Source organism: Sphingobium sp. B8D3A, assembly GCF_025961995.1.
Taxonomy (GTDB): domain Bacteria; phylum Pseudomonadota; class Alphaproteobacteria; order Sphingomonadales; family Sphingomonadaceae; genus Sphingobium.
Window position 1 is genome coordinate 419,560 of the sequence record NZ_JAOQOS010000001.1, and the last position, 20,724, is coordinate 440,283.

The following is a 20,724-nucleotide window of genomic DNA, read 5'->3' on the forward strand; positions in this document are numbered from 1 at the left end:
TCATGTCGGGACTTTCCGTCGATAGCGTGCTGGCCCTGCGCCAGAGCATTCTCCAGCGTAACTCCGCGATCCAGGACGCCGCGAAAAGCGCCGCCGGTGCCGCGACCGGCGGCGCGCCCGCCAGCAGCCCTGCGGGTGGCGCCGATTTCGCGGACGCCATGCGCAGCGCCATCGAGGGCGTGAACAAGCTGCAGACCCAGTCGAGCGACGCGACCGCTGCCTATGAGCGCGGCGAAACCACGGACATCGCGGCCGTGATGCTGACCCGCCAGCAGGCATCCGTGGGCTTCGAGACGACCCTGCAGGTCCGCAACAAACTCCTGTCCGCCTACAAGGACATCATGAGCATGCCGGTGTAATGAGATGAGCGACGCGAACATCACCACCACCACTGGCAGCCAGGTCGCGATGCAGCCCGGCTTGCCCGCCCTCTCCGGGTCTGGCGCGGGCTTTGCGGCCGGCGCGCAGGGCATGAAGCTGCGCCTCACCGGCCTGCTCCAGCAGCCCGCCGTGCAGCGCAGCCTGCCGATGATCGGGCTCATCACCGTTGCCGCGCTCGCCGCGCTGGCCTGGCTGGCGCTGCGCGAACCGCCGCAGCGCGACCTGTTCCGGGGCTTGCCCGAGGCCGACCAGGCCGCCGTGGCCGAGGCGCTGGGCAAAAGCGGCATCGCCTATAATTTCGATCAAACGAGCGGTGCGATCACCGTCGCCGAGACCGATTATTTCAACGCCAAGATGAAGCTCGCCGCCGAGGGCCTGCCCCGCAGTGCGCCGACCGGCGACACGCTGATCGACTCCATGCCGATGGGCGCGAGCCGCGCCGTCGAGGGCGAGAAGCTGCGCAGCGCGCGCGAAATGGATCTCGCCCGCACCATCGAGGCGATCGATGCGGTCACCAAGGCGCGGGTCCACCTCGCGGTCGAGGCGCCGAGCATCTTCCTGCGCGAGCGCTCCCGCCCGACGGCATCCGTGATGCTGCAACTGGCCAATGGCCGCTCGCTGTCCGAAGGGCAGGTCGAGGCCATCGTCCATCTCGTCGCCTCCTCCGTGGGCGACATGGCGCCGGAATCGGTGTCGGTCGTCGATCAGAATGGCCGCCTGCTCAGTAATGCGACCGGGGCCGGCGCGGAGACGGATCGGCAGATCCAGATCCAGAGCCGCATCGAAGATCGCTACCGTCAGGCTGTGACCGCGCTGCTCACGCCGATCATCGGTGCCGGCAAGTTCTCGACCGAGGTGCATGCCGAGGTGAACTTCGCCGAGCGGCAGGCCACGCGCGAAACCTATCCGCAGGACGAAGCCCGTCTGCGCGCCGAAACCGGCAGCTGGAACACGGATGCGCAGGGCAATGCGAATGCCGCACCCGGCGGCATCCCCGGCGCGCTGCAGCCCAATCCGCCGGTCAATCCCGCCGATCCGGGCGGGCCGCCGCCGACGCAGGCGCAGGCACAGGCCAACGCCATGCAGACGCCGCCCGCACCCGGCATGCCGCCGTTCAAGACGACCGAGACCTTCAACCGCAGCTTCGAGCTGGGCCGCGAAGTCTCCGTGACGCGGGACGCCGTGGGCACCGTGCAGCGCCTGTCCATCGCCGTCGCGCTGGATCAGGGCACCGATGGCAAGCCGCGCACGCCGCAGGAGATTGCCGCGCTCGAGGCGCTGGTCAAAGGCGCAATCGGCTTCGATCAGGCGCGCGGTGACGTGGTGGCGATTTCCTCGCGCAAGTTCGCCGAAGCCGCCGGGGACGCCGCGACCGATGCGACGCCCTGGTATCAGGAAGCCTGGGTGGCGATGCTCGCCCGTAACGTCTCGGCCCTGCTCGTCGCGCTGCTGCTGCTGGTCGGCATCGGCCGTCCGCTGCTCAAGCGCTGGTCCGCCGCGCAGGCGGAGCGCCAGGTGCTCGATGCACAGATCGGCCAGCAGATCGGCACGGAAATCCAGGCCGAGATCGGCCGGGCCTCGGCAGCGGTGCATGACCCCGCCCAGCCCGTGACCCTCGATATGATCAGCGCCACGCATGACTATAGCGACCGTGCCACGCTGATCCGCAACTTTGTGAAGCAGGACCCTGATCGCGCTGCGCTCGTCGTGCGCGATCTCCTCAAGGATGGAGTGAAGGCCGATGGCTGAGGTCGAAGCCGCTCGCCCGCTCACCGGCAGCGCCGCTGCCGCCGTGCTGCTGATGCTCTTCGAGGAAGACGAGGCCGCGCAGATCCTCTCCCGGCTGGAGCCGGACGAGGTGCGCCAGCTCGGCTACGCCATGTATGACGTCGCCGATGTCGAGGTGGACGAGGTGAATGCCGCGCTCGACCAGTTCGTCTCCAAGGCGCGCGGTCGCACCACCATCGGCTACGGCGCCACCCAGCATATTCGCGGCGCCATGCACAAGGCGCTCGGTCCCGACCGCGCGGACAATATGCTCGCGCGCATCACGCCGCCGACGCGCTCGACCAAGCTCTCGATGCTCAAATGGATGGAGCCGGCTGAGATCGCCGCGATCATCGAGCCCGAGCATCCGCAGATCATGGCCATCGTGCTGGCCCATCTGGACCCCGCCGTGGCGGCCGCGACGCTGCAGCTGCTGCCGGCCGAGGTGCAGGACGATGTCGTCTATCGCGTCGCCACGCTCGGCCCGGTGAGCACCGAGGCGCTGGACGAGCTGGAGCAGCTCATCGCCTCCCGCCCGGCGCAGGGCCGCTCGTCCGCCGGCACCACCAAGCGCGGTGGCACCAGCGAGGCCGCCGCGATCATGAACAACATCCGCAAGGATCATGAGCAGCGCATCATCAAGGCGCTGAACAAGCGCGATCGCAATGTCGCCCAGCTCATCGAGGATGAGATGTTCGTCTTCGAAAATCTGCAGGCCCTGTCGGACAAGGATTTGGGCACGCTCATGCGGGCGGTGGACAACGCCATTCTCGTCGTCGCGCTCAAGGGGGCGAGCGACACGCTGCGCACGCGCATCCTGGGCTGCATGTCGCAGCGCGCCGCCCAGTCCATTCAGGACGAGATGGACGAGCGCGGCCCGATGCGCCTTGCCGAAGTGATGGAAGCGCAGAAGGCGATCATCGCCGAGGCGCGCCGCATGGGCGAGGAAGGGGCGATCATGCTGGGCGGAAAGGGCGATGACTATGTCTAGGATCTGGTCGGCCGACTCCGTCAGTGGCGCCGCGCCGCTGGAGAGCTGGGGCGCTTTCGGCAGCGTCGGGCGCGATGGCAGGGGCTTTCGCCACCTCTATGCCGAGGAGCAGGGCCATCGGGCCTGGAACGTCACCTTCCCCGGCGGAAGCGGGCCCGGCGGCGGCTATGATGAGACGCTGGCCGCTCAGCCGCCGATCGACCCCATCGAGGAAGCCGCGCGCGATGCCTTCGTGCAGGGCTTTCAGGAAGGAGAGCGCATCACACGCGAAGCCGCCGAGCAGGACGATGCGGCGCGGCGGGAGCTGGCTGCCGCTGTTCTGGCGCTCGGAAAAGTGGATGAAGGCGCCTTCGCCACGCTGCTCTCCCAGGCGGTCATCCGTCTGGTCGGGCAGATTGTGGGTGAAGTGCCGATCGACGCCGATGTGCTCCGTGCGCGCTGCGAGGCAGTCGCCGCCTGCATCGACACCGAGGATGCCAAGGCCCGGCTGGAGGTCAATCCCGAGGATCTGCCGCTGCTGCAGGCCGAGCCGCTGCGCTTCTCACTAGCGGCCAGCGCCGATGTGCCGCGCGGATCGGTCCGTCTCGCTACGGCGGATGGCTGGATCGAGGATGGCCCGGATGTGCGGCTGGCGCGCCTCAAGGCGCTGATGGACGATATGGACGGCCGGCTGTGATCCAGGCGGAACTCGCCCGCGCCACGCGCTTGCTCGATCATATGCAGGTGCCCAATCAGGCGCCGCGCCATGTCGGCCGGCTGGTTGGCCATGATGGCGGGATGCTCGAAGTGACCGGCTTCTCCCGCCCCATCGGCGCCGGCGCGCGCATTCGTGCAGCCGATGGCATGTCGGTGCGCGCCGAGGTCGTTGGCTTCCGGGGCAGCCGCGCCGTGCTGGTGCCGCTGGATCAGGATGCGCCGCTGGAAAATGGCGCGCGCGTCGAGCCGGACAGCGCCGCCAATATGGTGCAGGTCGGCGAGGGGCTGATCGGCCGCGTCATCGATGCGATGGGCCAGCCGCTCGATCGCAAGGGCCCGGTGCTTGCCAATGGCCAGTGGCCGCTGGCTGGCGTGCGCGGCAATGTGCTGGATCGCGGCCGGGTGCTGGAACGCTTCGATCTCGGCGTCCGCGCCGTGAATGCCTTGCTCACGGCCGGGCGCGGCCAGCGTATCGCCATCATGGCCGGTTCGGGCGTCGGTAAATCGGTGCTGATGGGCCAGATGATCGCCGGGGCCGAGGCGGACGTGATCGTCACCGGTCTCATCGGCGAGCGCGGCCGCGAGGTCAGCGACTTCCTCGAGACCAAGATCGGCGGCGCGCTCATGAACAAGAGCATCGTGGTTGCCGTTCCGGCCGATCATCCGCCGGTGCTGCGCCTGCGCGCGGCTGCCCGGGCGACCGCCATCGCCGAATATTTCCGCGCGCGGGGCAAGCAGGTGCTGCTGCTCATCGACAGTCTTACCCGCTGCGCCCATGCCCAGCGCGAGATCGGGCTGTCGCTGGGCGAGCCACCGGCGATGAAGGGCTATCCGCCCTCGGCGCTGTCGCTCATTCCCCGCCTTGTCGAGCGGGCGGGCGTGGACAGCCGCTCGGGCGGGTCGATCACCGCGATCTACACTGTGCTGGCCGATGGCGACGATACCGACGACCCCATCGTCGATACCGCGCGCGCCATTGTCGACGGGCATATCGTGCTCTCGCGGCACCTCTCCGAACAGAGCATCTTCCCGGCCATCGACGTCGGGCGCTCGCTCTCGCGCGTCATGGCGGACATCGTCGATGACGAGCATCTGCGCGCCGCCGCCAATTATCGGCGGCTGTGGGCGGCCTATGAGGAAAATCGCGACCTCATCCTGATGGGCGCCTATCGCCCCGGCAACGATCCGACCATCGACGAGGCCGTGGAACGCCGGCAGCAATTGCTGGGCTTCCTGCGCCAGAGCAGCAAGTCCACGATTGACGTCGATACCAGCGCCGCAGCGTTGATCGCGGAGTTCGGGGCATGAGCCGCATGGTCGCCGCGCGCAAGCGCCTCGTCCGGGTGCGGGACGTGCAGCATAATCAGGCCGTCGCCGCGCTCACGCTTGCGCAGGACGAGGCGAGCCAGATTGCCAGCAATGCCCGCCGCATCGCGCAGGTGCGCGAAGAGCTGTGCGGCCAGAGCGGGCAGCAGATCGGCGGACTCTTCGCTGCGCGGCGCGAACTGGCCAGCCGCCTGGAGCGCGCCGGCCGGCAGCTCGATGGCGCGCTGTTCGATGCCAATCGGCGGATCGACGCGCGCGATGCGGAACGAGTGGTGGCGGATCGTGAACGCGAAATTGCCGAGCGCCTCAAGGACAAGGCCAAGGCCGCACGGGAAGCGCAGCGCGAAGCCCGGCTGGCCGCGCAGCCGCGCGTCCGGCGGATGCAGAACAGGGGACTGGAAGAATGATCAACATCACGTCGCTCTTCAGCATGATGACGGGGCGCGCTCCGGCTGCCGATGCGAAGGCCGGGGAGCCGGGCCTCGCCACGGGCGGGCAGTTCGCTGCGCTTGTCGAACTGGCTGCGCTGAACGGCAACGCTCCGGCGGCCGGGAGCGCGGGCCTCAGCCTTGTCGTCGACAATGACGGGACCGCCACGACCGGCCCGGCCGGCGCCCCGGACGAAGGCTTCAGCGCCGATATCCTCGCGCTGGTCGGCGGTGAAAAGCTGGCTTTGACAGCACCCGATCGGTTCGCGAGCCAGCCTCAGCAGGCTGTTACCGTCGCGGCTCAGCTGCAGGCGCAGCAGGCCCAGCAGGGCGCTGCGATAGCGCAGCCGCCCCAGGATGCCGCCCTGGCGTTGACCGAAGGCGAGCCGAATGCAGACGCCGAGGCCGGTGACGCGGCCGCAACGGATGAGGGCGCCACCAACGCTGCGGCGCCCGGGCAGCCGCTGCAGGCGCAGGTCATTCCCTTCCCGCTCGCGCCCGGCATGCCGGCCATGGCTGCGCACGTCGCCGCCGGGACCGGACCCAAGGGAGGCCGTGCCGCCGCTTCATCGCAGGATGGCGCGACGGCAGCCGCCGGCGTGGCAGCGCTCGCTGCCCCCAAGGCCGATGGCGCGGACTCTCCAAAGGCGGAGGGTGCCAGCCTGGCAGATGCTCTGGCGGCGCAGGGCGCAACGACCGGCAAGGCCGCGGCGCCGGCTCCAGACACGGCCCAGCGCTTCGTCATCGACCTGCCGGTTGGCATCTCGACCGAGAGCGGCGCTGTCAGCAGCAGTGGCGGCGCAGGCCAGGCAGCGCCTTCGGCCGCATCGGCACTGGGCGCGCAGGTCATCGACATGGGCGTTTCGGGCCAGTGGATCGATCGGCTGGCGCGGGAAATCGCCGGGCTGGCGGAAGGCGGCGGCCATAGCCGCTTCTCGCTCAATCCGCCGCATCTTGGCCGGCTTGAGGTCGATGTGTTCCAGGGCGCCGGCGCCATGGACATCCGCCTGACGGCCGAAACGGATGAGGCCGCACGGCGCCTCAACGAAGGGCGCGGCACGCTGCAGGCCGATGCACGTCTTGCCACCCTGCATCTCGGGCAGATCACGGTCGAGAAGGCCGGCGCCTCCTCGGATACCGCGCGCGATCAGGGTCAGGCGCAAAGCCAGGCCCAAAATCAGGCGCAAAATCAGGCCCAGGGCCAGGCCCAGCGCGATCTGGCGAGCCAGATGCAGCAGCAGGGTCGCGGACAGGATGGCGATCGCGGGACATCGTTCACGCGCGTCGCCGGGGAACAATCTCGCCAGCCCGATGAGAGCAGGGTCGCCGCGCGCGACAGTGCCGACGGGCATGTGCGCTTTGCTTAAGGGGATCGATCGATGAGTGACGCACCGGACGCCGGCGCCGCCAAGAAGAAGGGCGGCGGCAAGAAGAAGCTGATCATCATCCTTGGCGCCGTGGCGCTGCTGGGTGGTGGTGGCGCGGCGGCGGGGTTCTTCGCCGCGGGCTCCATGCACAAGGAAAGCGGGCCGGCGGAAGATGCCTTTCGCCCGCAGCTGGTGCTGACCGGCGAGAAGCCTGAGGAGGTCGCCAAGACCTGGGCTGCCAAGGCCGCCGAGCAGCACGCGCCGGAGCGCGAGGGCAAGGGCGTGGATCTGCCCCGCCCGGCCAATGCCTCGGCCTATCAGGCGACCTATTTCCAGATCCCGGCGCCGTTCACCTCCAACCTCGCGGACAGTGACTCCTTCGCGCAGGTCTCGATCGCCGTGTCGACCTATTACGACCAGCGCGTGATCGAGGCCGTGCAGGCGCACGAGCTGCCGATCCGCTCGGCCATCCTGATGATGATGGCGCAAGAGCAGGAGCTCGACCTCTCCACCCCGCAGGGCAAGGAGAAGCTCCAAGCGAAACTTCTGACCGTTATTAACGATGTTTTGAAGGAAAAGACGGGCTACGGCGGCATTGATAACGTTTATTTTACCAATTTCGTTATTCAGTAGCGCCGTGTCCGACGGGGGTCGGACGGGGACAATGAACGATGAATGACGTGCAGCCTTTCGCGCTCGGGCGACAGACCAGTGAGCCGGTCGCCGCGATCAGCGGACTGGAAAAACTCGGCGAGCGGGTGAGCCGCCGGTTGCGCGCGATCATCGAGCCTTATGGCGGCGCGCGTCCGCTGGTCACCGCGCTGCCGCTCGAAGAAACCATGTTCATGATGTGGGATGCGAGCGCGCCGGAGTTCGCCAGCCTCTCGCTCTATCGCCTGCACCCCATCAAGGGGCCGGTGGTGCTTCGCATCGACGCGCCGCTGGTCTCGCTGCTGGTCGACCGCTTCTATGGCGGCAAGGGCGACCGTGCGAGCAGCGACAAGCGCGAGTTCACGCCCACGGAGACGCGGCTCGGCGCCCGGCTTGCCGATGGCATCATCGCGGCGCTGGTCGAATGCTGGGCCGAGATCGCCCCGCTGGAACCAGTGCTCATCAACCGCGAGACCAATCCGGCCCATGCCCAGCTGATGCCCGGCGAGACGGCCATCGTGGTGCAGGGGTTCGAGGTCGACATGGGCGATCATCGCCCGCGCATCATCGAGTTCATTTATCCCAAGGCCGGCTTTGGCGGGCTGGAGATCGTCGGCTCGCCCAAGGCGGGGGACGAGGCACGGCCGGCCGATCCGGTCTGGCGGACCCGTCTGGCCACCCGGCTGGATGATGTGCGCTTCCCCGTCCGCACGGTGCTGGCGCGGCCCAATCTCAAAATGGCGGAGCTGATGTCGCTGAAGCCCGGCGACGTCATCCCCATCCACATCGCGCGGCAATTGCCGCTGCTCGTCGGTGACCGCGTGTTCGCGCAGGGCACCGTGGGCGAACAGGACGGCAGCGCCGCCTTCATGATCGAAAAACTGGCCTGAGGACCAACATAATGAGCGAGATGAGCGAAACACTCCGGGCTGAGGCCGCCGCACCGGTGGACATGGGTCTGGGCCGCAACATGGCCCTGCTGGCCGATATCCCCGTCCGCATGTCCGTCGAGGTCGGCGCCACCCAGTTGCGTCTGGCCGAGATCATGAATCTGGGCGAGGGCAGCGTCGTGCAGCTCGATCGTCAGGCCGACGACCTGCTGGACATCATGGTCAACGGTACGCTGGTCGCCCGGGGCGAGGTGGTGACGGTGAACGGCCGCTATGGCGTGCGCATCGTCGAGATCGCCTCCACCGAGGCGCGCCTCGCCGGGCTCGAGCGTCGCGCATGAGCGCGCTCGCCTGGTATTTCCTCAAGCTGCTCATCATGCTGCCGCTGGTCGGCGGCATGGCCTATGGCGCGCTGTGGCTGTGGCGCAAATATCAGCCCGGCATGCTGGGCGCCGGCCAGCGCGACCGGATGGTCAAGCTGGTCGATGTGCTGCCCATGGGCACGCTCGGCAAGCTCGCGGTCGTGGAGTTCGAGGGCAAGCGCCTCCTGCTCTCCGTCTCGCGCGGCAAGGTCGAGAAGATCGCGGAGAGCGAAACCCGTCATGGCTGACCCCATTCTGGCGACCACCCAAGTGCTCCTGCGCAGGCAGGAGCCCAGGGCGCAGTCGCCGTTCCTCTCCGCCCTGGGCTCCTGCCTGCGCAGGAGCACGGGCTTGCTGATCGGCGCTGCGCTGTTCTGCGCGCTGCTTGTGGCGACGCTGAGCCTCACGCAGCCCGCCTTCGCCCAAGCTGCGCCCGCCGCGCCGGCTGCGCCAGTCGCAGCGCCCGCGCCGCAAGTGCAGGCGCCGGCAACCGGCGCGCTGCCGCAAGGTGCCGCCGCTGCCTCGGGCGGGCTGACCCGGGCGCTCGACGATGTTTCGGGCGATGGGCGCCCGCTCTCCATCTCGCTGCAGATCCTTGTCCTGATGAGCCTGCTGACGGTGCTGCCGTCGCTGGTGCTGATGATGACCAGCTTCACGCGCATCATCATCGTGCTCTCGCTGCTCCGTCAGGCGCTGGGCCTTGCGCAGACGCCGCCGAACCAAGTGCTCGTCGGCCTCGCGCTGTTCCTCTCGCTGTTCGTGATGCGCCCGGCGATCGACCAGATCACCGCCAGTGCCTACACGCCTTATGGCGAGGGCCAGATCAGCATCGAGGAAGCGGTGAGCCGCTCGGGCAAGGTGCTGCATGGCTTCATGGCCAAGCAGACCCGCCAGAACGACCTCGCGCTGTTCCAAAACCTCGCCAACGTGCCGGCCTTCCGCTCGCCCGAGGAGATTCCCTTCTCGATCATGCTGCCGGCCTTCATCACCAGCGAGCTGAAGACCGCCTTCCAGATCGGCTTCATGATCTTCCTGCCCTTCCTCATCATCGATCTCGTCGTCGCCTCCACGCTGATGGCGCTCGGTATGATGATGCTCTCGCCGACGATCATCTCCATGCCGTTCAAGCTGCTGCTGTTCGTGCTGGTGGATGGCTGGGCGCTGACCATGGGCTCCCTCGCCGGCTCGTTCGCGACCTGAGCGGGTAGAAAAGGGAGCACATCGCATGGAAAATGGCGATTTCTTCGTCGGCCTCGCCCAGCAGGCGCTATGGGTTGCCGCGCTGGCGACCGGGCCGATCCTGATCCCGGCCCTGCTGGCGGGGGTCATCATCGGCATGATTCAGGCCGCCACCTCCATCAACGAGGCGACGCTCTCCTTCGTGCCCAAGCTCATCATCGTCGCGGTGACGCTGGCGCTGTTCGGCGGGGCGATCCTGATGCTCATCGCCGATTTCACGCGCGAGATCTTCGAGCGGATTCCGGACCTGCTCAGATGATCGCACCGGCATTTGCGGGCCTAGAGGCGCAGCTGTGGCTCTGGATGCTGGCGATGATCCGGCCCGGCGCCGCATTGCTCGCCGCGCCGATCTTCGGTGCTGCTGCCGTCCCGGTGCAGCTGCGCATCATCCTCAGCCTCGCGATCGGCATTGCCGCGCTCAACAGCGCCCCCTTTGCGCTGCCCGAGCAAGGGCTGGCGAGCATCGCCGGCATCGCCCTCGTCGCGGCGGAAGTGATCGCCGGCCTCAGCCTCGGCTTCGCCTTGCAGATCGGCTATTCGGCGGCGTTCATCGCCGGCGAGACGATCGCCAACGCCATGGGCCTCGGCTTTGCCTCCATGGTCGATCCGCTCTCGGGCCAGCCGACGCCGGTCGTCGGCCGCTTCCTCTCGATCATTGCCACCTTCCTGCTGCTCGCCATGGATGGGCATCTGCTGCTGATCCAATATGTCGTGATGAGCTACAAGGCGCTGCCCCCCGGCAATCTCATGCCGGCGAGCGCGTTCGAGAGCATCGCGCAGTTCGGCGGCACCATGTTCGCCTCGGGCGTTATCATCGCCCTGCCGGTCACCTTCACGCTCATTCTCGTCCAGCTCGTCATGGGGATGCTCGCGCGCACTGCGCCGTCGCTCAATCTCTTCGCGGTCGGCTTGCCGGCGACGCTGCTGGCCGGCCTCGTGCTGCTCGCCATCGCCGCGCCGGTCATGGGCGAGGCGATCAGCGACGCCTTGCGCCAAGGGCTCGACATGAGCCGCTTGCTGGCGGGCGGCTGAACCATGGCGCAGGAAGCCTCCGGCGGCGGCGAAAAGACCGAGAAGCCAACAGCCAAGCGTCTGACGGACGCGGCCAGCAAGGGCGACATTCTCCAGTCCCGCGAACTCTCCACCGCCATGGTGGTGATGGCCGGCGTCGGCTGGCTCGCGATTGCCGGGCCGGCATTGATCGACGCCATCCGCCTGATGCTCGCCGAGGCCCTGCGGTTCGATCAGGGCGATATTGCGGGCTTCGCCCCGGAGCAGCGCGCCTATCATCTGCTCGCCATCATTGCGCTGCCGCTCGCGGGCGTGCTGCTGGCGACGGTCGTCGCGGCGATCGCCGCGCCTGCCGTGCTTGGCTCGCTCGGCTTCCGCACCGGCGCGCTCGTGCCCAAGCCGGAGCGGATGAACCCGATCAATGGGCTCAAGCGCATCTTCGGCATGCAGGGCATCATCGAGCTGATCAAATCGCTCGCCAAGGTGGTGCTGCTCGGCAGCATCGGCGGCGTGCTGCTGTGGCGGCAGTTCGATGCGATCCACGGCATGGCCAAGACCGGGGTGATGCCGGCGATGAGCGAGATGGGCCACATCTTCGTGGTCGTCACGCTCGCGCTCGCGGCGGCCCTGTTCCTCATCGCGGGCATCGACGTGCCGGCGCAGATCTTCCAGCGCATGAAGCGGCTCAACATGAGCAAGCAGGAAGTGAAACAGGAGCACAAGGAGACGGAAGGCTCGCCCGAGCTCAAGGGCGCGATCCGCCGGCGGCAATATGAGACGCTCAACGGCTCGGTGCGCAAGGCGGTGGAAGAGGCCACGGTGGTGCTCACCAACCCGACGCACTTCGCCGTCGCGCTGCGCTATCATCCGGGGCGCGATGCGGCGCCTGTCGTTGTGGCGCGCGGTTCCGATGAAATCGCCGCGGCGATCCGCACGCTCGCGGCCGATCAGGGCCGGCCGGTGCTGCAATATCCCGAGCTCACCCGCGCCATCTACTTCACCTCGCGCGCCGGGCAGGAAGTGGACGAGCGGCTGTTCATGGCCGTCGCCGCGATCCTCGCCTTCGTCTACCGGATCGAGCATGCCATGGCGACCGAGATGGACCGTCCGCACATCGATCTGCCCGACGCGATGCGATTCGATGCCGATGGGCGCAATATCGTGAATTAAAGCTTAGCCGAACTCGTCCGTCTTTTGTTGATGGGGACACATTAGAAGGCAATGTGTCATGAACGAGTTCTTGCCCCGCGCCGGGGCTGTCACCCCGGTGACCAGCGCAACGGAGCGCAGCCCCCTGGCCGTGCCTGCCGTTTCCCAATCCCGTGCCATGCATGGCGGGGCGGAGGGCGAGACCTCCCGCGCCGCTTTGCTGCGGGATCGCGAACGCTCCGCCGCCGCTGCCGATTATGCCCGCATCCATGCCGAGATCGCCGATGTGCTGGCGCATATCCAGCCCTCGGCCCGCAATTCTGAATCGAGCGTCGAACTGGCCGACCGGGCCATCGTCGCATTGATGCCGAGCCCCGTCGTCATGCTCCCCATGCCGCCGACCGACGAGCAGATGGTCACCTTCGTCGCCAACGTGGCGCAGGCGGTGGCGCGACAGGCCGGGCTGGCCCAGGCGGCGCAGGCATCGGTCACCTCGCTCATGGTGGAAGCCGCCTCGCACTGAGGGTTCCGGCGCCCAGCGCGCCGCTGTTCGACGACTGAATGCGCCTGCCCTGATTCTTTGCCCATGGCACTAAAGCCGCGCCCTCCGCTGCCGTTCTGAAGCCTTGAAAGGACGACGGATATGGCGACGGATATTGCGAGCGCACTGGGCATCGGCTCCGGGATCAACATCACCCAGATGGTGTCCGATCTCACCAATGCCTCGTTCCAGCCGCGCCAGAGCGCTGTCCAGTCCCGGCTGGATACCGCCAGTGCCCGCGTGTCGGCGCTGGCCTCCGCCAAAAGCTCGCTCGAGACCTTCTCCAAGGCCCTGACCGACCTGCTGCAGGGCACCGGCTATCGCGGCAATCCGGTCTCCAACGATCCGACCATCGCGGCCGTGTCGCTCATTCCGGGCGGCGTGCCCAAGGGCCTCCCGGCGCAGCTTGAGGTGCGCCAGCTTGCCGCCGGGCAGGTGCTCCAGTCCGCCGCGCTGGCCGACAGCGCCGCCGTCGCCGGCACCGGCACGCTCAAGCTCACCGTGGGCAGCACCGAGACGATGATCACCGTCGGCGGCACTGGCACGCTGGCTGACCTTGCCTCATCCATCAATGCCGCGAATGCCGGCGTGACGGCTTCGATCGTCACCGATCAATCCGGCGCGCGCCTGGTTCTGAAGGGTGAGACCGGCACCGCCAAGGCCTTCACGCTCACGGCCGAGGCCGATGCGGATGCCAATCTCCAGCGCTTCGTCTGGGATGGCGCCGCCGGGACGCTGACGCAGAGCCAGGTCGCCGCGAATGCGCTGATCCGCATCGACAATGTCGATATGGAGTTCGGCTCGAACAAGATCACCACCGCCATCCCCAATATCCAGATCGATCTCAACAAGGCGGAGCCGGGCAAGACGATCACCCTCGCCACGGACCAGCCGACCAGCACCATGAGCGATCTCGTTCGCGAGTTCGTCACCGCCTATAATCAGCTCAAGGGCGCCCTCAACGATGCGACGGTCGCGCAGGGCGATACGGCCGGCCTGCTTTCGGGCGACTTTGGCGTGCGGGATCTGTCGCGTCGTCTCGCCGGCCTCGTCTCGCAGCCGCTGACCGACAGCGGCACCTATCGTACGCTGAGCGACCTGGGCGTGCGCACCGAGCGCAACGGCACGCTCACGCTGGATACCAAGCGGCTCGAAGCGGCGCTGGCGGCGGACCCGGAAGGCGTCACCCAGATGCTCAATCCAGCCGTGCCCAGCGCGACGCAGCCGGGCATTGCCGGCGCGCTCAAGGACATCACGGATTATGTGAACGGCAGCGAAGGTCCGCTCGCCAGTTCCGCAGCCATTTACGGGAAGCAGAAAGCCGCGCTGGAGAAGGAGCTGGAGAAGCTGGACGATCAGCGCAGCACCTACAGCACCCAGCTCACCGCGACCTATACGAAGATGCAGACGCGCCTGCTGCAGTTCCAGGCGACGCAATCCTATCTTGAGCAGCAGGTCAAGATCTGGAGCCAGAACAACGACTAACAGTCCGGGCGCAGGCGCTGGACACACCAAATAAGGGATACGCTGTATGTACATGGGTTCGCATCCGATGAGGCCGATGGCCGCGCTCCGCCATTATGCGGCGGTGGATAGCGGCAGCCGCGTCGAGGGCGCTACGCCGCACCAGCTCGTGCGCATCCTGTTCGATGAGCTGCTGCTCGCGCTGGATACCGCCGCACTGGCGCTCAAGGCTGGCGACCGCCACAAATGCCTGGACCGGCAGACGCGCGCGCTCGCCATTCTTCACGCGCTGGAGACGAGCCTGGATTTCGACCAGGGCGGCGAGATCGCCATCAGCCTTGCGACCATCTACCGCGAGACGCGCCGCCGGACGCTGGAGGCGACCGTCGCCAATGATCCCAGCCTGATGGAGAGCGCCCACGGCTTCATCGCGGAAATCGCGTCGGCCTGGAAGCAGATCGGCTGACGGCCTAGCCGGCCCGTCCGACGTTCCTTTCAACTCGTCCGCTTTTGCGGCATTCGTCGCAAAGCCGGGCACTGGCCGGCCCGCTATCCGTTTCTCTCCCATGCCCATCAAGGGCGACAAGAGAGGATGGACCATGGCAAATCAGAACCAGCAGAACGATCAGCAGCGCCAGCCCGGCCAGGGCGGCCAGCAGGACCAGTCCAACACGGACAAGTCCGGTCGCCAGCAGGGCGGACAGGACGATCAGAACCAGCAGGGCGGCGGTCAACGCCAGAACCAGCGCTGATCGGATCAGGCATGCGAAGGCCGCCGGTGTTCCGGCGGCCTTTGTTGTGTCCACGCATTCCGCAGCATCTTCACGCCCCCGCCGGCTCACATTTCACCGCCTTGTCCTTGACTTAGCGCCATATTGCCGATCTCCTCGCATCTGAAGGAACAGGCGGGAGCGAGTGATGCGGTCGGTTATCCTGTCGTGCATGATCCTCGCGCTGGCCGGATGCGGTGGCGATGACTCCGCCACTCCAACGCCCACGCCAACCCCCACACCGTCATCCAATCGCGCGCCCGCTTTCACGTCGCCCGCCGCGGTCTTGGTCATCGAGAACGTCACGGCTGCTTATGCCGCCCGCGCCAGCGATCCGGATAATGATCCCGTCACGATCAGCATCGCCGGCGGTGCCGATGCAGCGCTGTTCTCGATCAACGTCACCGGCGATCTGGCCTTTCGCACGCCGCCCAACTTCGACGCGCCGGGCGATGCCAATGGTGACAATGTTTATGAGGTGGCGCTCAGCGCCAGTGACGGGCGCACGAGCGCCCAGCAGGATGTCCGGATCACGGTTGCCAATGATCGGGAGGGCATTGCCGTTCGCCGCGTGGGGCAGGGCTTCAGTCAGCCGATAGCGGTGTATCGCAGCCCCGACGGTTTCTCCGTTATCTACGTCGCCGAGCGTGGCGGACGCGTCTACCGGCTGGACACCACCAACGGCTCGCGCACGCTGGCGTTGACCCTTCCCAATCTCTCGACCGATGGCGAACGGGGCCTCATCGGTATGACGGTGGGGCGGAGCGGTCTCGGCAATGCGAGCGATCCGCACGCGCTCTTCCTGCTTTGGACGGACTCAGTCGGCACCATTTGGCTCACCAGCCATGCCGCTCAATCCGATGGCACATTCTCGGCGGGAAGCGCGGTCTTTTCAGCCCCCCATCCCAATTTCAGCAATCACAATGGGGGATGGGTCGATTTTGGCCCCGGCGGAGATAGTCCCGCCGGCGTGCTCTATGTCGGCCTCGGCGATGGTGGCGGAGCGGGGGATCCCAATAATAACGCCCAGAACAATGCTTCGAGCCTCGGGAAGATCATGCGCGTGGCGCGCAGCCCGGACCCCTATGGCGGTGCCTCAGTTCAGTTTTGGTCGCCAGCCACCGTCTTTGCCTCGGGCCTGCGCAATCCCTTCCGTGGCGCTCTTGAGGATTCGACCATCATCATCGGCGACGTCGGTCAGGATCAGCGCGAGGAGATCAATGTGCTGCCGATTGCAGAGGGGCCGTACAATCTCGGCTGGCCCTATCTGGAAGGCACGCTTCCCTATAAGGGCGCGGTCCCGTCGAACGTCAGTCTGACCGCGCCCAAATTGCAATATGGCCACGGGACGGGGCTGTTTCAGGGCCGGTCAGTGATCGGCGGCGTGGTCTATCGGCAGTCGATTCCCGCGCTCAATGGTCATTATCTGTTCGCCGATTTCGTCAGCGGCAATCTCTGGTCGGTCCCGTTCGACCGGCTGCGGAACGGGCCGTTGCTGGACGGTACGGGTTTCGAGAACCGCAATGCCGATTTTGTGCCGGACGTGGGCACGATTGATCAGCCCGTCGCCTTCGGCAAGGATTCCCTCGGAAACGTCTTCATCATCGATTTCGACGGCGAGATTTTCCAGATCGTCCCGGCCAGTTGATTCGCATCCGGAGGCCACCGTCTCGCCGGCAGCCTCCGTCACCGCGTCAGATTACCCCAAGCGCGTCCATCGCCTCGGCCACGCGGACGAAGCCGGCGATGTTGGCGCCCAGCACATAATCGGCGGGGGCGCCATATTCCTCGGCGGTTTCCGCGCAGCGGTCGTGGATGTCGTGCATGATCGAGGCGAGGCGGCTTTCCGTCTTCTCGAAGGACCAGCTGTCGCGGGAGGCGTTTTGCTGCATCTCCAGCGCTGAGGTGGCGACGCCGCCAGCGTTCGCGGCCTTGCCGGGCGCAAAGAGGATGCCGGCTTCCTGGAACAGCCGCACCGCATCCGGGGTGGAGGGCATGTTGGCGCCTTCGCCCACCGCGATGACGCCATTTTTGAGCAGCGTCTTGGCGTCATTGCCGGTCAGCTCGTTCTGGGTGGCGGACGGCATGGCGATGTCGCAGGGCACATCCCAAACCGAGCCGCCCTCGACATAATGGCTCTTGCCGCCCTTGAGGCGCACATAGTCGCTGATCCGGTCGCGGCGGACGAGCTTGACTTCCTTGACCAGTTCGAGGTCGATGCCGTCCTCGTCCATCACATAGCCGTTCGAGTCCGAGCAGGCCGCGATGATGCCGCCGAACTCGATGACCTTCTCCATGGTGTAGATGGCGACATTGCCCGAGCCGGACACGGTTACGCGCTTGCCATCGAAGCTCTGCTTGCGGGTCGCCAGCATCCGCTGGACGAAATAGGTCGCGCCATAGCCGGTGGCCTCCGTGCGGGCGCGCGAGCCGCCATGGAACAGCGCCTTGCCGGTCAGCACGCCAGCCTCATAGCGGTTGGTGAGCCGCTTATACTGGCCGAACATATAGCCGACCTCGCGCCCGCCCACGCCGATATCCCCGGCCGGCACGTCGGTATATTCGCCCAGATGCCGGAACAACTCAGTCATGAACGACTGGCAGAAGCGCATGATCTCGCCCTGCGAGCGCCCGCGGGGGTTGAAGTCCGATCCGCCCTTGCCGCCGCCGATCGGCATGCCGGTGAGGGCGTTCTTGAAGGTCTGCTCGAAGCCGAGAAACTTGATGATGCCGACATTGACCGAGGGATGGAAGCGGATGCCGCCCTTGTAGGGCCCGAGTGCCGAGTTGAACTGGACGCGGAAGCCCCGGTTGATCTGCACCTGGCCATTATCGTCCACCCACGGCACGCGGAAGATGATCTGCCGCTCGGGCTCGCACAGCCGCTCGATCAGGGCATTGTCCAAATAATGGGGCCGCTTTGCGACGACGCGGCCGAGGCTTTCCAGCACCTCGGTCACAGCCTGATGAAATTCCGGCTCGCCGCCATTGCGGCGGATGACGTCATGCAGGACCGGGCGAAGCTTATCGTCAATTCTCAGCAATGTTTGGTCTTTCTTCTCTGGACGTAAATTTTGATGGCTGGGGCTGGACGGCGCCGACAGGGCGCGCGTGGGGCAGACAGAGACGAAGCGACCGAACATTGCCGGGCCGAGCAGGACTCAGCGCGCGGTGAAGGCCGGTGTGCGTGCTCTGGTCAGGCCCCGGCAGGGTGGCGGACTGGGATGGCGTGGCGTGGCATCATGCGGACTTTCGGGCGTGGGGCGTGCGCGTCTGGAACGTCGCACGGCGGTTCGGCGAAAGGGCCCCGAGCCCGGCGCGCACGGCACCGGGTCCCGGGGCTAGATGCCCGCGAGAAGCTGCCCCGCATGATGGCGGATGGAAAAATGCCTGATGCATATCCGCATGAAAATCCCATGCGTTTCATTGCCTTGCGTGTCAACCGGCAGGGGCTGTCCGCCGTTCGCGCCTATGCGGACCGATTTGCCCGGCGCCGCAAATGCTCTAAGCCGGGCGAATGACTGCCGATGCCGACACCGCCATAACCCCGCCCTCCATCCCCGCATCGCTCGATAAGAGCTGGCGGGTGGCGCTGGCCGATGCGTTCGCCGCGCCCTCCATGGCGCAGCTCAAGGCCTTCCTTCAGGCCCGCAAGGCGGCGGGGGCGCAAATCTTCCCGCGCGGCAGCGACTGGTTCAACGCGCTCGCCCTCACGCCCCTGCCGGATGTCCGGGTGGTGATCCTCGGGCAGGATCCCTATCATGGGCCGGGGCAGGCGCATGGCCTGTGCTTCTCGGTGAAGCCGGGCGTGCGGCCGCCGCCGAGCCTCGTCAACATCTTCAAGGAATTGCGGACCGATGTGGGCTTTACTCCGCCCGGCCACGGCCACCTCGTCCATTGGGCGGAGCAGGGCGTGCTGCTGCTCAACAGCGTGCTCACCGTCGAGATGGGGAAGGCCGGCGCCCATGCCAATCAGGGCTGGGAGCGGTTCACGGATGCGGTGATCGCTGCCGTCGCCGCGCAGGACAAGCCCGTCGCCTTCCTGCTCTGGGGGGCATACGCCCAGAAGAAAGCGGCGTTCGTGCAGGATGTGAGCGCCGGGGGGCGGCATCTGGTGCTGAAGGCGCCGCATCCCTCGCCGCTCTCGGCCCATAATGGATTTTTCGGCTGCCGGCACTTCTCGCGGGCCAATGCGTTTCTCACCGCGCAGGGGCGGGGGGCGATCGACTGGTCGTTGCCGCCCGAGCCTGCCGCCTGACCCGCTGCCCGATCTTTCCGCCCGCCGGGAAATCAGGCAGGGTGGCTGCAATATCCTGACGAGGAGCATCTCTTATGGCCTCCGGCCTCGCCGCCCTGCTTGACGACGTCGCCGCCATCGCTCGCCTCGCCGCGGCATCCGTCGACGATGTGACGGCCGCGGCCGGCCGGGCCAGCGTGAAGACAGCCGGCGTGGTGGTGGACGATGCCGCCGTGACGCCGACCTACGTCACCGGCTTTTCGCCGCAACGCGAACTGCCGATGATCTGGCGCATCGCGCTCGGGTCCATTCGCAACAAGCTCATCATCCTATTGCCGCTCGCGCTCCTGCTCAGCGCGTTCCTGCCGCAAGCGATCACGCCGCTGCTGATGATCGGCGGCACCTTCCTCGCCTTCGAGGGGGCCGAGAAGATCATCGAGATGCTGCGGGGCGGCCATGCGCAAGAGGAGGACGCACTCCCCGCCGATGGCGACGCCAAGGCGCTGGAAAAGGCGAAAGTTTCTGGCGCGATCCGCACCGACCTCATCCTCTCGGCCGAGATCATGGCGATTGCCCTGGCGGACGTGGCAAGCCGGCCGCTGCTCACGCAGGCGCTGGTCCTCGCCGTCGTGGGCCTGCTGGTCACCGTCGCGGTCTATGGTGTGGTCGGGTTGATCGTGAAGCTCGACGATATCGGTCTGCATCTGGCCAAGACCGGTGGCCCTTTGGTCCAGCGGGTGGGTCGCGGGCTGGTGCGGATGATGCCGGGGGTGCTGAGCCTGCTCGAATCGATCGGCATGGTGGCGATGCTGTGGGTCGGCGGCGGGATCATTCTGCACGGGCTGGAAGGGACGCCGCTGGCTGGGCTGCCTCATGGCCAACATGCGATTGCCGAAGCGGTGAGCCACGCTCCGGTGATTGTCTGGACGATCAGCGCGATGCTGGCGGCGCTGTTCGGCTTCCTCGTCGGCTTGGTGGTGGCGGCCGTGGTGCACCTGATCCAGCGGCTGCGCGGCAGGCACTGATCCATCTTAGCCCCTCCTCTGAAGAGGAAGGGAGACATAGCGGTTCACCCTGCCCTCAGCGCTCGGGCATGCAGCCGAAGCCGCGCTTGAGCCGCGCGGATCGCGTGGCCAGCATGGGAACCTTGGCGGTCAGGCGCCGGGCCTCGGGCGCATCCTCATAGCGCACGAGCGCCATCCAGGGCACGCCGGCCAGATCGCTCTGGCAGCTTTCGAGCGGGCGATTCTCGACATAGCGGCACGAGCAGCCCAAGCGCGCGGCGAGGCCGGCGGCTTGGTCGGCCTCCCGCTCCCAGCCCGGCCAGCTCACCGCGACCCAGAAGGCGACCAGAACCAACGGCAGCAGGGCGAGCCAGCCGCTCGCGCGCTTCATCATGGCCTTGCGCTTGAGAGGATCGCGCTGCCCCCACATCTGATTATCCCCTTTCATCG

At 67.1% G+C, this 20,724-nt stretch carries 25 protein-coding genes; 23 read left to right on the forward strand and 2 right to left on the reverse strand.

The features are described from left to right. Positions 1–2 precede the first annotated feature (2 nt). From fliE to M2342_RS02140, 20 genes are all read left to right on the forward strand, one after another. The gene (gene fliE, locus M2342_RS02045) at positions 3–359 is read left to right on the forward strand and encodes a flagellar hook-basal body complex protein FliE (RefSeq protein WP_181560903.1); all 357 of its coding nucleotides are present in this window, start codon (positions 3–5) and stop codon (positions 357–359) included. Between the two features lie 4 nt (positions 360–363). Beyond that, positions 364–2,130: a flagellar basal-body MS-ring/collar protein FliF gene (gene fliF / locus M2342_RS02050; RefSeq protein WP_264577848.1), complete on the forward strand. Its 1,767-nt coding sequence runs from the start codon at positions 364–366 to the stop codon at positions 2,128–2,130. Continuing rightward, on the forward strand, positions 2,123–3,139 hold the full coding sequence (gene fliG, locus M2342_RS02055; RefSeq protein WP_264571519.1) for a flagellar motor switch protein FliG: 1,017 nt from the start codon (positions 2,123–2,125) through the stop codon (positions 3,137–3,139). The genes fliF and fliG overlap by 8 nt, the downstream gene beginning before the upstream one ends. After that, positions 3,126–3,815, forward strand: a complete 690-nt coding sequence (locus M2342_RS02060) for a flagellar biosynthesis protein (RefSeq protein WP_264577849.1) — start codon at positions 3,126–3,128, stop codon at positions 3,813–3,815. Before fliG ends, M2342_RS02060 begins: the two co-directional genes overlap by 14 nt. Next, positions 3,812–5,143 (forward strand): FliI/YscN family ATPase, encoded by a 1,332-nt coding sequence (locus tag M2342_RS02065; protein WP_264577850.1) that lies wholly within the window; start codon positions 3,812–3,814, stop codon positions 5,141–5,143. The genes M2342_RS02060 and M2342_RS02065 overlap by 4 nt, the downstream gene beginning before the upstream one ends. After that, entirely contained in the window at positions 5,140–5,568 is a 429-nt protein-coding gene (locus tag M2342_RS02070) for a hypothetical protein (RefSeq protein WP_181560898.1), read from the forward strand. The genes M2342_RS02065 and M2342_RS02070 overlap by 4 nt, the downstream gene beginning before the upstream one ends. Next, positions 5,565–6,956 (forward strand): flagellar hook-length control protein FliK, encoded by a 1,392-nt coding sequence (locus M2342_RS02075; protein WP_264577851.1) that lies wholly within the window; start codon positions 5,565–5,567, stop codon positions 6,954–6,956. Before M2342_RS02070 ends, M2342_RS02075 begins: the two co-directional genes overlap by 4 nt. Before the next feature lie 12 nt (positions 6,957–6,968). After that, on the forward strand, positions 6,969–7,589 hold the full coding sequence (gene fliL, locus M2342_RS02080) for a flagellar basal body-associated protein FliL (protein ID WP_264571515.1): 621 nt from the start codon (positions 6,969–6,971) through the stop codon (positions 7,587–7,589). Positions 7,590–7,627: 38 nt separating this feature from the next. Then, positions 7,628–8,497, forward strand: a complete 870-nt coding sequence (locus M2342_RS02085; protein WP_181560895.1) for a flagellar motor switch protein FliM — start codon at positions 7,628–7,630, stop codon at positions 8,495–8,497. Positions 8,498–8,508: 11 nt separating this feature from the next. Beyond that, the gene (gene fliN / locus M2342_RS02090) at positions 8,509–8,838 is read left to right on the forward strand and encodes a flagellar motor switch protein FliN (RefSeq protein WP_181560894.1); all 330 of its coding nucleotides are present in this window, start codon (positions 8,509–8,511) and stop codon (positions 8,836–8,838) included. After that, complete coding sequence (locus M2342_RS02095; RefSeq protein ID WP_181560893.1) at positions 8,835–9,107, forward strand: flagellar biosynthetic protein FliO; 273 nt, start codon at positions 8,835–8,837, stop codon at positions 9,105–9,107. Before fliN ends, M2342_RS02095 begins: the two co-directional genes overlap by 4 nt. Beyond that, a complete protein-coding gene (fliP, locus tag M2342_RS02100; RefSeq protein ID WP_264577852.1) occupies positions 9,100–10,059 on the forward strand; it encodes a flagellar type III secretion system pore protein FliP in 960 nt (319 codons plus the stop codon). The genes M2342_RS02095 and fliP overlap by 8 nt, the downstream gene beginning before the upstream one ends. A gap of 25 nt (positions 10,060–10,084) precedes the next feature. Next, entirely contained in the window at positions 10,085–10,357 is a 273-nt protein-coding gene (gene fliQ / locus M2342_RS02105; protein ID WP_181560891.1) for a flagellar biosynthesis protein FliQ, read from the forward strand. After that, positions 10,354–11,130: a flagellar biosynthetic protein FliR gene (gene fliR / locus M2342_RS02110; protein ID WP_181560890.1), complete on the forward strand. Its 777-nt coding sequence runs from the start codon at positions 10,354–10,356 to the stop codon at positions 11,128–11,130. The genes fliQ and fliR overlap by 4 nt, the downstream gene beginning before the upstream one ends. A 3-nt stretch (positions 11,131–11,133) precedes the next feature. Then, the gene (locus M2342_RS02115) at positions 11,134–12,279 is read left to right on the forward strand and encodes a flagellar biosynthesis protein FlhB (RefSeq protein WP_264577853.1); all 1,146 of its coding nucleotides are present in this window, start codon (positions 11,134–11,136) and stop codon (positions 12,277–12,279) included. Positions 12,280–12,337: 58 nt separating this feature from the next. Beyond that, the gene (locus tag M2342_RS02120; protein WP_264577854.1) at positions 12,338–12,781 is read left to right on the forward strand and encodes a hypothetical protein; all 444 of its coding nucleotides are present in this window, start codon (positions 12,338–12,340) and stop codon (positions 12,779–12,781) included. A 120-nt stretch (positions 12,782–12,901) separates the two neighbouring features. Next, complete coding sequence (gene fliD / locus M2342_RS02125) at positions 12,902–14,284, forward strand: flagellar filament capping protein FliD (RefSeq protein WP_264577855.1); 1,383 nt, start codon at positions 12,902–12,904, stop codon at positions 14,282–14,284. Between the two features lie 76 nt (positions 14,285–14,360). Next, positions 14,361–14,729, forward strand: coding sequence for a flagellar export chaperone FliS (gene fliS, locus M2342_RS02130; protein ID WP_264576883.1), 369 nt, complete (start codon positions 14,361–14,363; stop codon positions 14,727–14,729). A 133-nt stretch (positions 14,730–14,862) separates the two neighbouring features. Next, positions 14,863–15,015: a hypothetical protein gene (locus M2342_RS02135; RefSeq protein ID WP_264571511.1), complete on the forward strand. Its 153-nt coding sequence runs from the start codon at positions 14,863–14,865 to the stop codon at positions 15,013–15,015. 166 nt (positions 15,016–15,181) lie between these two features. Further along, complete coding sequence (locus M2342_RS02140) at positions 15,182–16,681, forward strand: PQQ-dependent sugar dehydrogenase (RefSeq protein WP_264577856.1); 1,500 nt, start codon at positions 15,182–15,184, stop codon at positions 16,679–16,681. Positions 16,682–16,727: 46 nt separating this feature from the next. Here M2342_RS02140 and gdhA read toward each other — a convergent pair whose 3' ends face one another. Next, entirely contained in the window at positions 16,728–18,077 is a 1,350-nt protein-coding gene (gdhA, locus tag M2342_RS02145; protein WP_264576881.1) for an NADP-specific glutamate dehydrogenase, read from the reverse strand. Positions 18,078–18,401: 324 nt separating this feature from the next. Between gdhA and M2342_RS02150 the strand changes: the two genes are divergently transcribed. From M2342_RS02150 to M2342_RS02160, 3 genes are all read left to right on the forward strand, one after another. Further along, positions 18,402–18,554, forward strand: coding sequence for a hypothetical protein (locus M2342_RS02150; RefSeq protein WP_264577857.1), 153 nt, complete (start codon positions 18,402–18,404; stop codon positions 18,552–18,554). Continuing rightward, positions 18,551–19,291: a uracil-DNA glycosylase gene (ung, locus tag M2342_RS02155; RefSeq protein ID WP_264577858.1), complete on the forward strand. Its 741-nt coding sequence runs from the start codon at positions 18,551–18,553 to the stop codon at positions 19,289–19,291. The genes M2342_RS02150 and ung overlap by 4 nt, the downstream gene beginning before the upstream one ends. A gap of 74 nt (positions 19,292–19,365) precedes the next feature. Further along, on the forward strand, positions 19,366–20,295 hold the full coding sequence (locus M2342_RS02160; protein WP_264577859.1) for a DUF808 domain-containing protein: 930 nt from the start codon (positions 19,366–19,368) through the stop codon (positions 20,293–20,295). Between the two features lie 55 nt (positions 20,296–20,350). On the opposite strand, the gene M2342_RS02165 is transcribed toward M2342_RS02160, so the two are convergent. After that, a complete protein-coding gene (locus tag M2342_RS02165; protein WP_264577860.1) occupies positions 20,351–20,704 on the reverse strand; it encodes a hypothetical protein in 354 nt (117 codons plus the stop codon). Positions 20,705–20,724: the final 20 nt, after the last annotated feature.

Coding starts and splice junctions, on each gene's coding strand:
- fliE (WP_181560903.1), top strand. CDS start 3: ATGTCGGGACTTTCCGTCGATAGCGTGCTGGCCCTGCGCCAGAGCATT.
- fliF (WP_264577848.1), top strand. CDS start 364: ATGAGCGACGCGAACATCACCACCACCACTGGCAGCCAGGTCGCGATG.
- fliG (WP_264571519.1), top strand. CDS start 2,123: ATGGCTGAGGTCGAAGCCGCTCGCCCGCTCACCGGCAGCGCCGCTGCC.
- M2342_RS02060 (WP_264577849.1), top strand. CDS start 3,126: ATGACTATGTCTAGGATCTGGTCGGCCGACTCCGTCAGTGGCGCCGCG.
- M2342_RS02070 (WP_181560898.1), top strand. CDS start 5,140: ATGAGCCGCATGGTCGCCGCGCGCAAGCGCCTCGTCCGGGTGCGGGAC.
- M2342_RS02075 (WP_264577851.1), top strand. CDS start 5,565: ATGATCAACATCACGTCGCTCTTCAGCATGATGACGGGGCGCGCTCCG.
- fliL (WP_264571515.1), top strand. CDS start 6,969: ATGAGTGACGCACCGGACGCCGGCGCCGCCAAGAAGAAGGGCGGCGGC.
- M2342_RS02085 (WP_181560895.1), top strand. CDS start 7,628: ATGAATGACGTGCAGCCTTTCGCGCTCGGGCGACAGACCAGTGAGCCG.
- fliN (WP_181560894.1), top strand. CDS start 8,509: ATGAGCGAGATGAGCGAAACACTCCGGGCTGAGGCCGCCGCACCGGTG.
- M2342_RS02095 (WP_181560893.1), top strand. CDS start 8,835: ATGAGCGCGCTCGCCTGGTATTTCCTCAAGCTGCTCATCATGCTGCCG.
- fliP (WP_264577852.1), top strand. CDS start 9,100: ATGGCTGACCCCATTCTGGCGACCACCCAAGTGCTCCTGCGCAGGCAG.
- fliQ (WP_181560891.1), top strand. CDS start 10,085: ATGGAAAATGGCGATTTCTTCGTCGGCCTCGCCCAGCAGGCGCTATGG.
- fliR (WP_181560890.1), top strand. CDS start 10,354: ATGATCGCACCGGCATTTGCGGGCCTAGAGGCGCAGCTGTGGCTCTGG.
- M2342_RS02115 (WP_264577853.1), top strand. CDS start 11,134: ATGGCGCAGGAAGCCTCCGGCGGCGGCGAAAAGACCGAGAAGCCAACA.
- M2342_RS02120 (WP_264577854.1), top strand. CDS start 12,338: ATGAACGAGTTCTTGCCCCGCGCCGGGGCTGTCACCCCGGTGACCAGC.
- fliD (WP_264577855.1), top strand. CDS start 12,902: ATGGCGACGGATATTGCGAGCGCACTGGGCATCGGCTCCGGGATCAAC.
- fliS (WP_264576883.1), top strand. CDS start 14,361: ATGGCCGCGCTCCGCCATTATGCGGCGGTGGATAGCGGCAGCCGCGTC.
- M2342_RS02135 (WP_264571511.1), top strand. CDS start 14,863: ATGGCAAATCAGAACCAGCAGAACGATCAGCAGCGCCAGCCCGGCCAG.
- M2342_RS02140 (WP_264577856.1), top strand. CDS start 15,182: ATGCGGTCGGTTATCCTGTCGTGCATGATCCTCGCGCTGGCCGGATGC.
- M2342_RS02150 (WP_264577857.1), top strand. CDS start 18,402: ATGATGGCGGATGGAAAAATGCCTGATGCATATCCGCATGAAAATCCC.
- ung (WP_264577858.1), top strand. CDS start 18,551: ATGACTGCCGATGCCGACACCGCCATAACCCCGCCCTCCATCCCCGCA.
- M2342_RS02160 (WP_264577859.1), top strand. CDS start 19,366: ATGGCCTCCGGCCTCGCCGCCCTGCTTGACGACGTCGCCGCCATCGCT.
- M2342_RS02165 (WP_264577860.1), bottom strand. CDS start 20,704: ATGTGGGGGCAGCGCGATCCTCTCAAGCGCAAGGCCATGATGAAGCGC.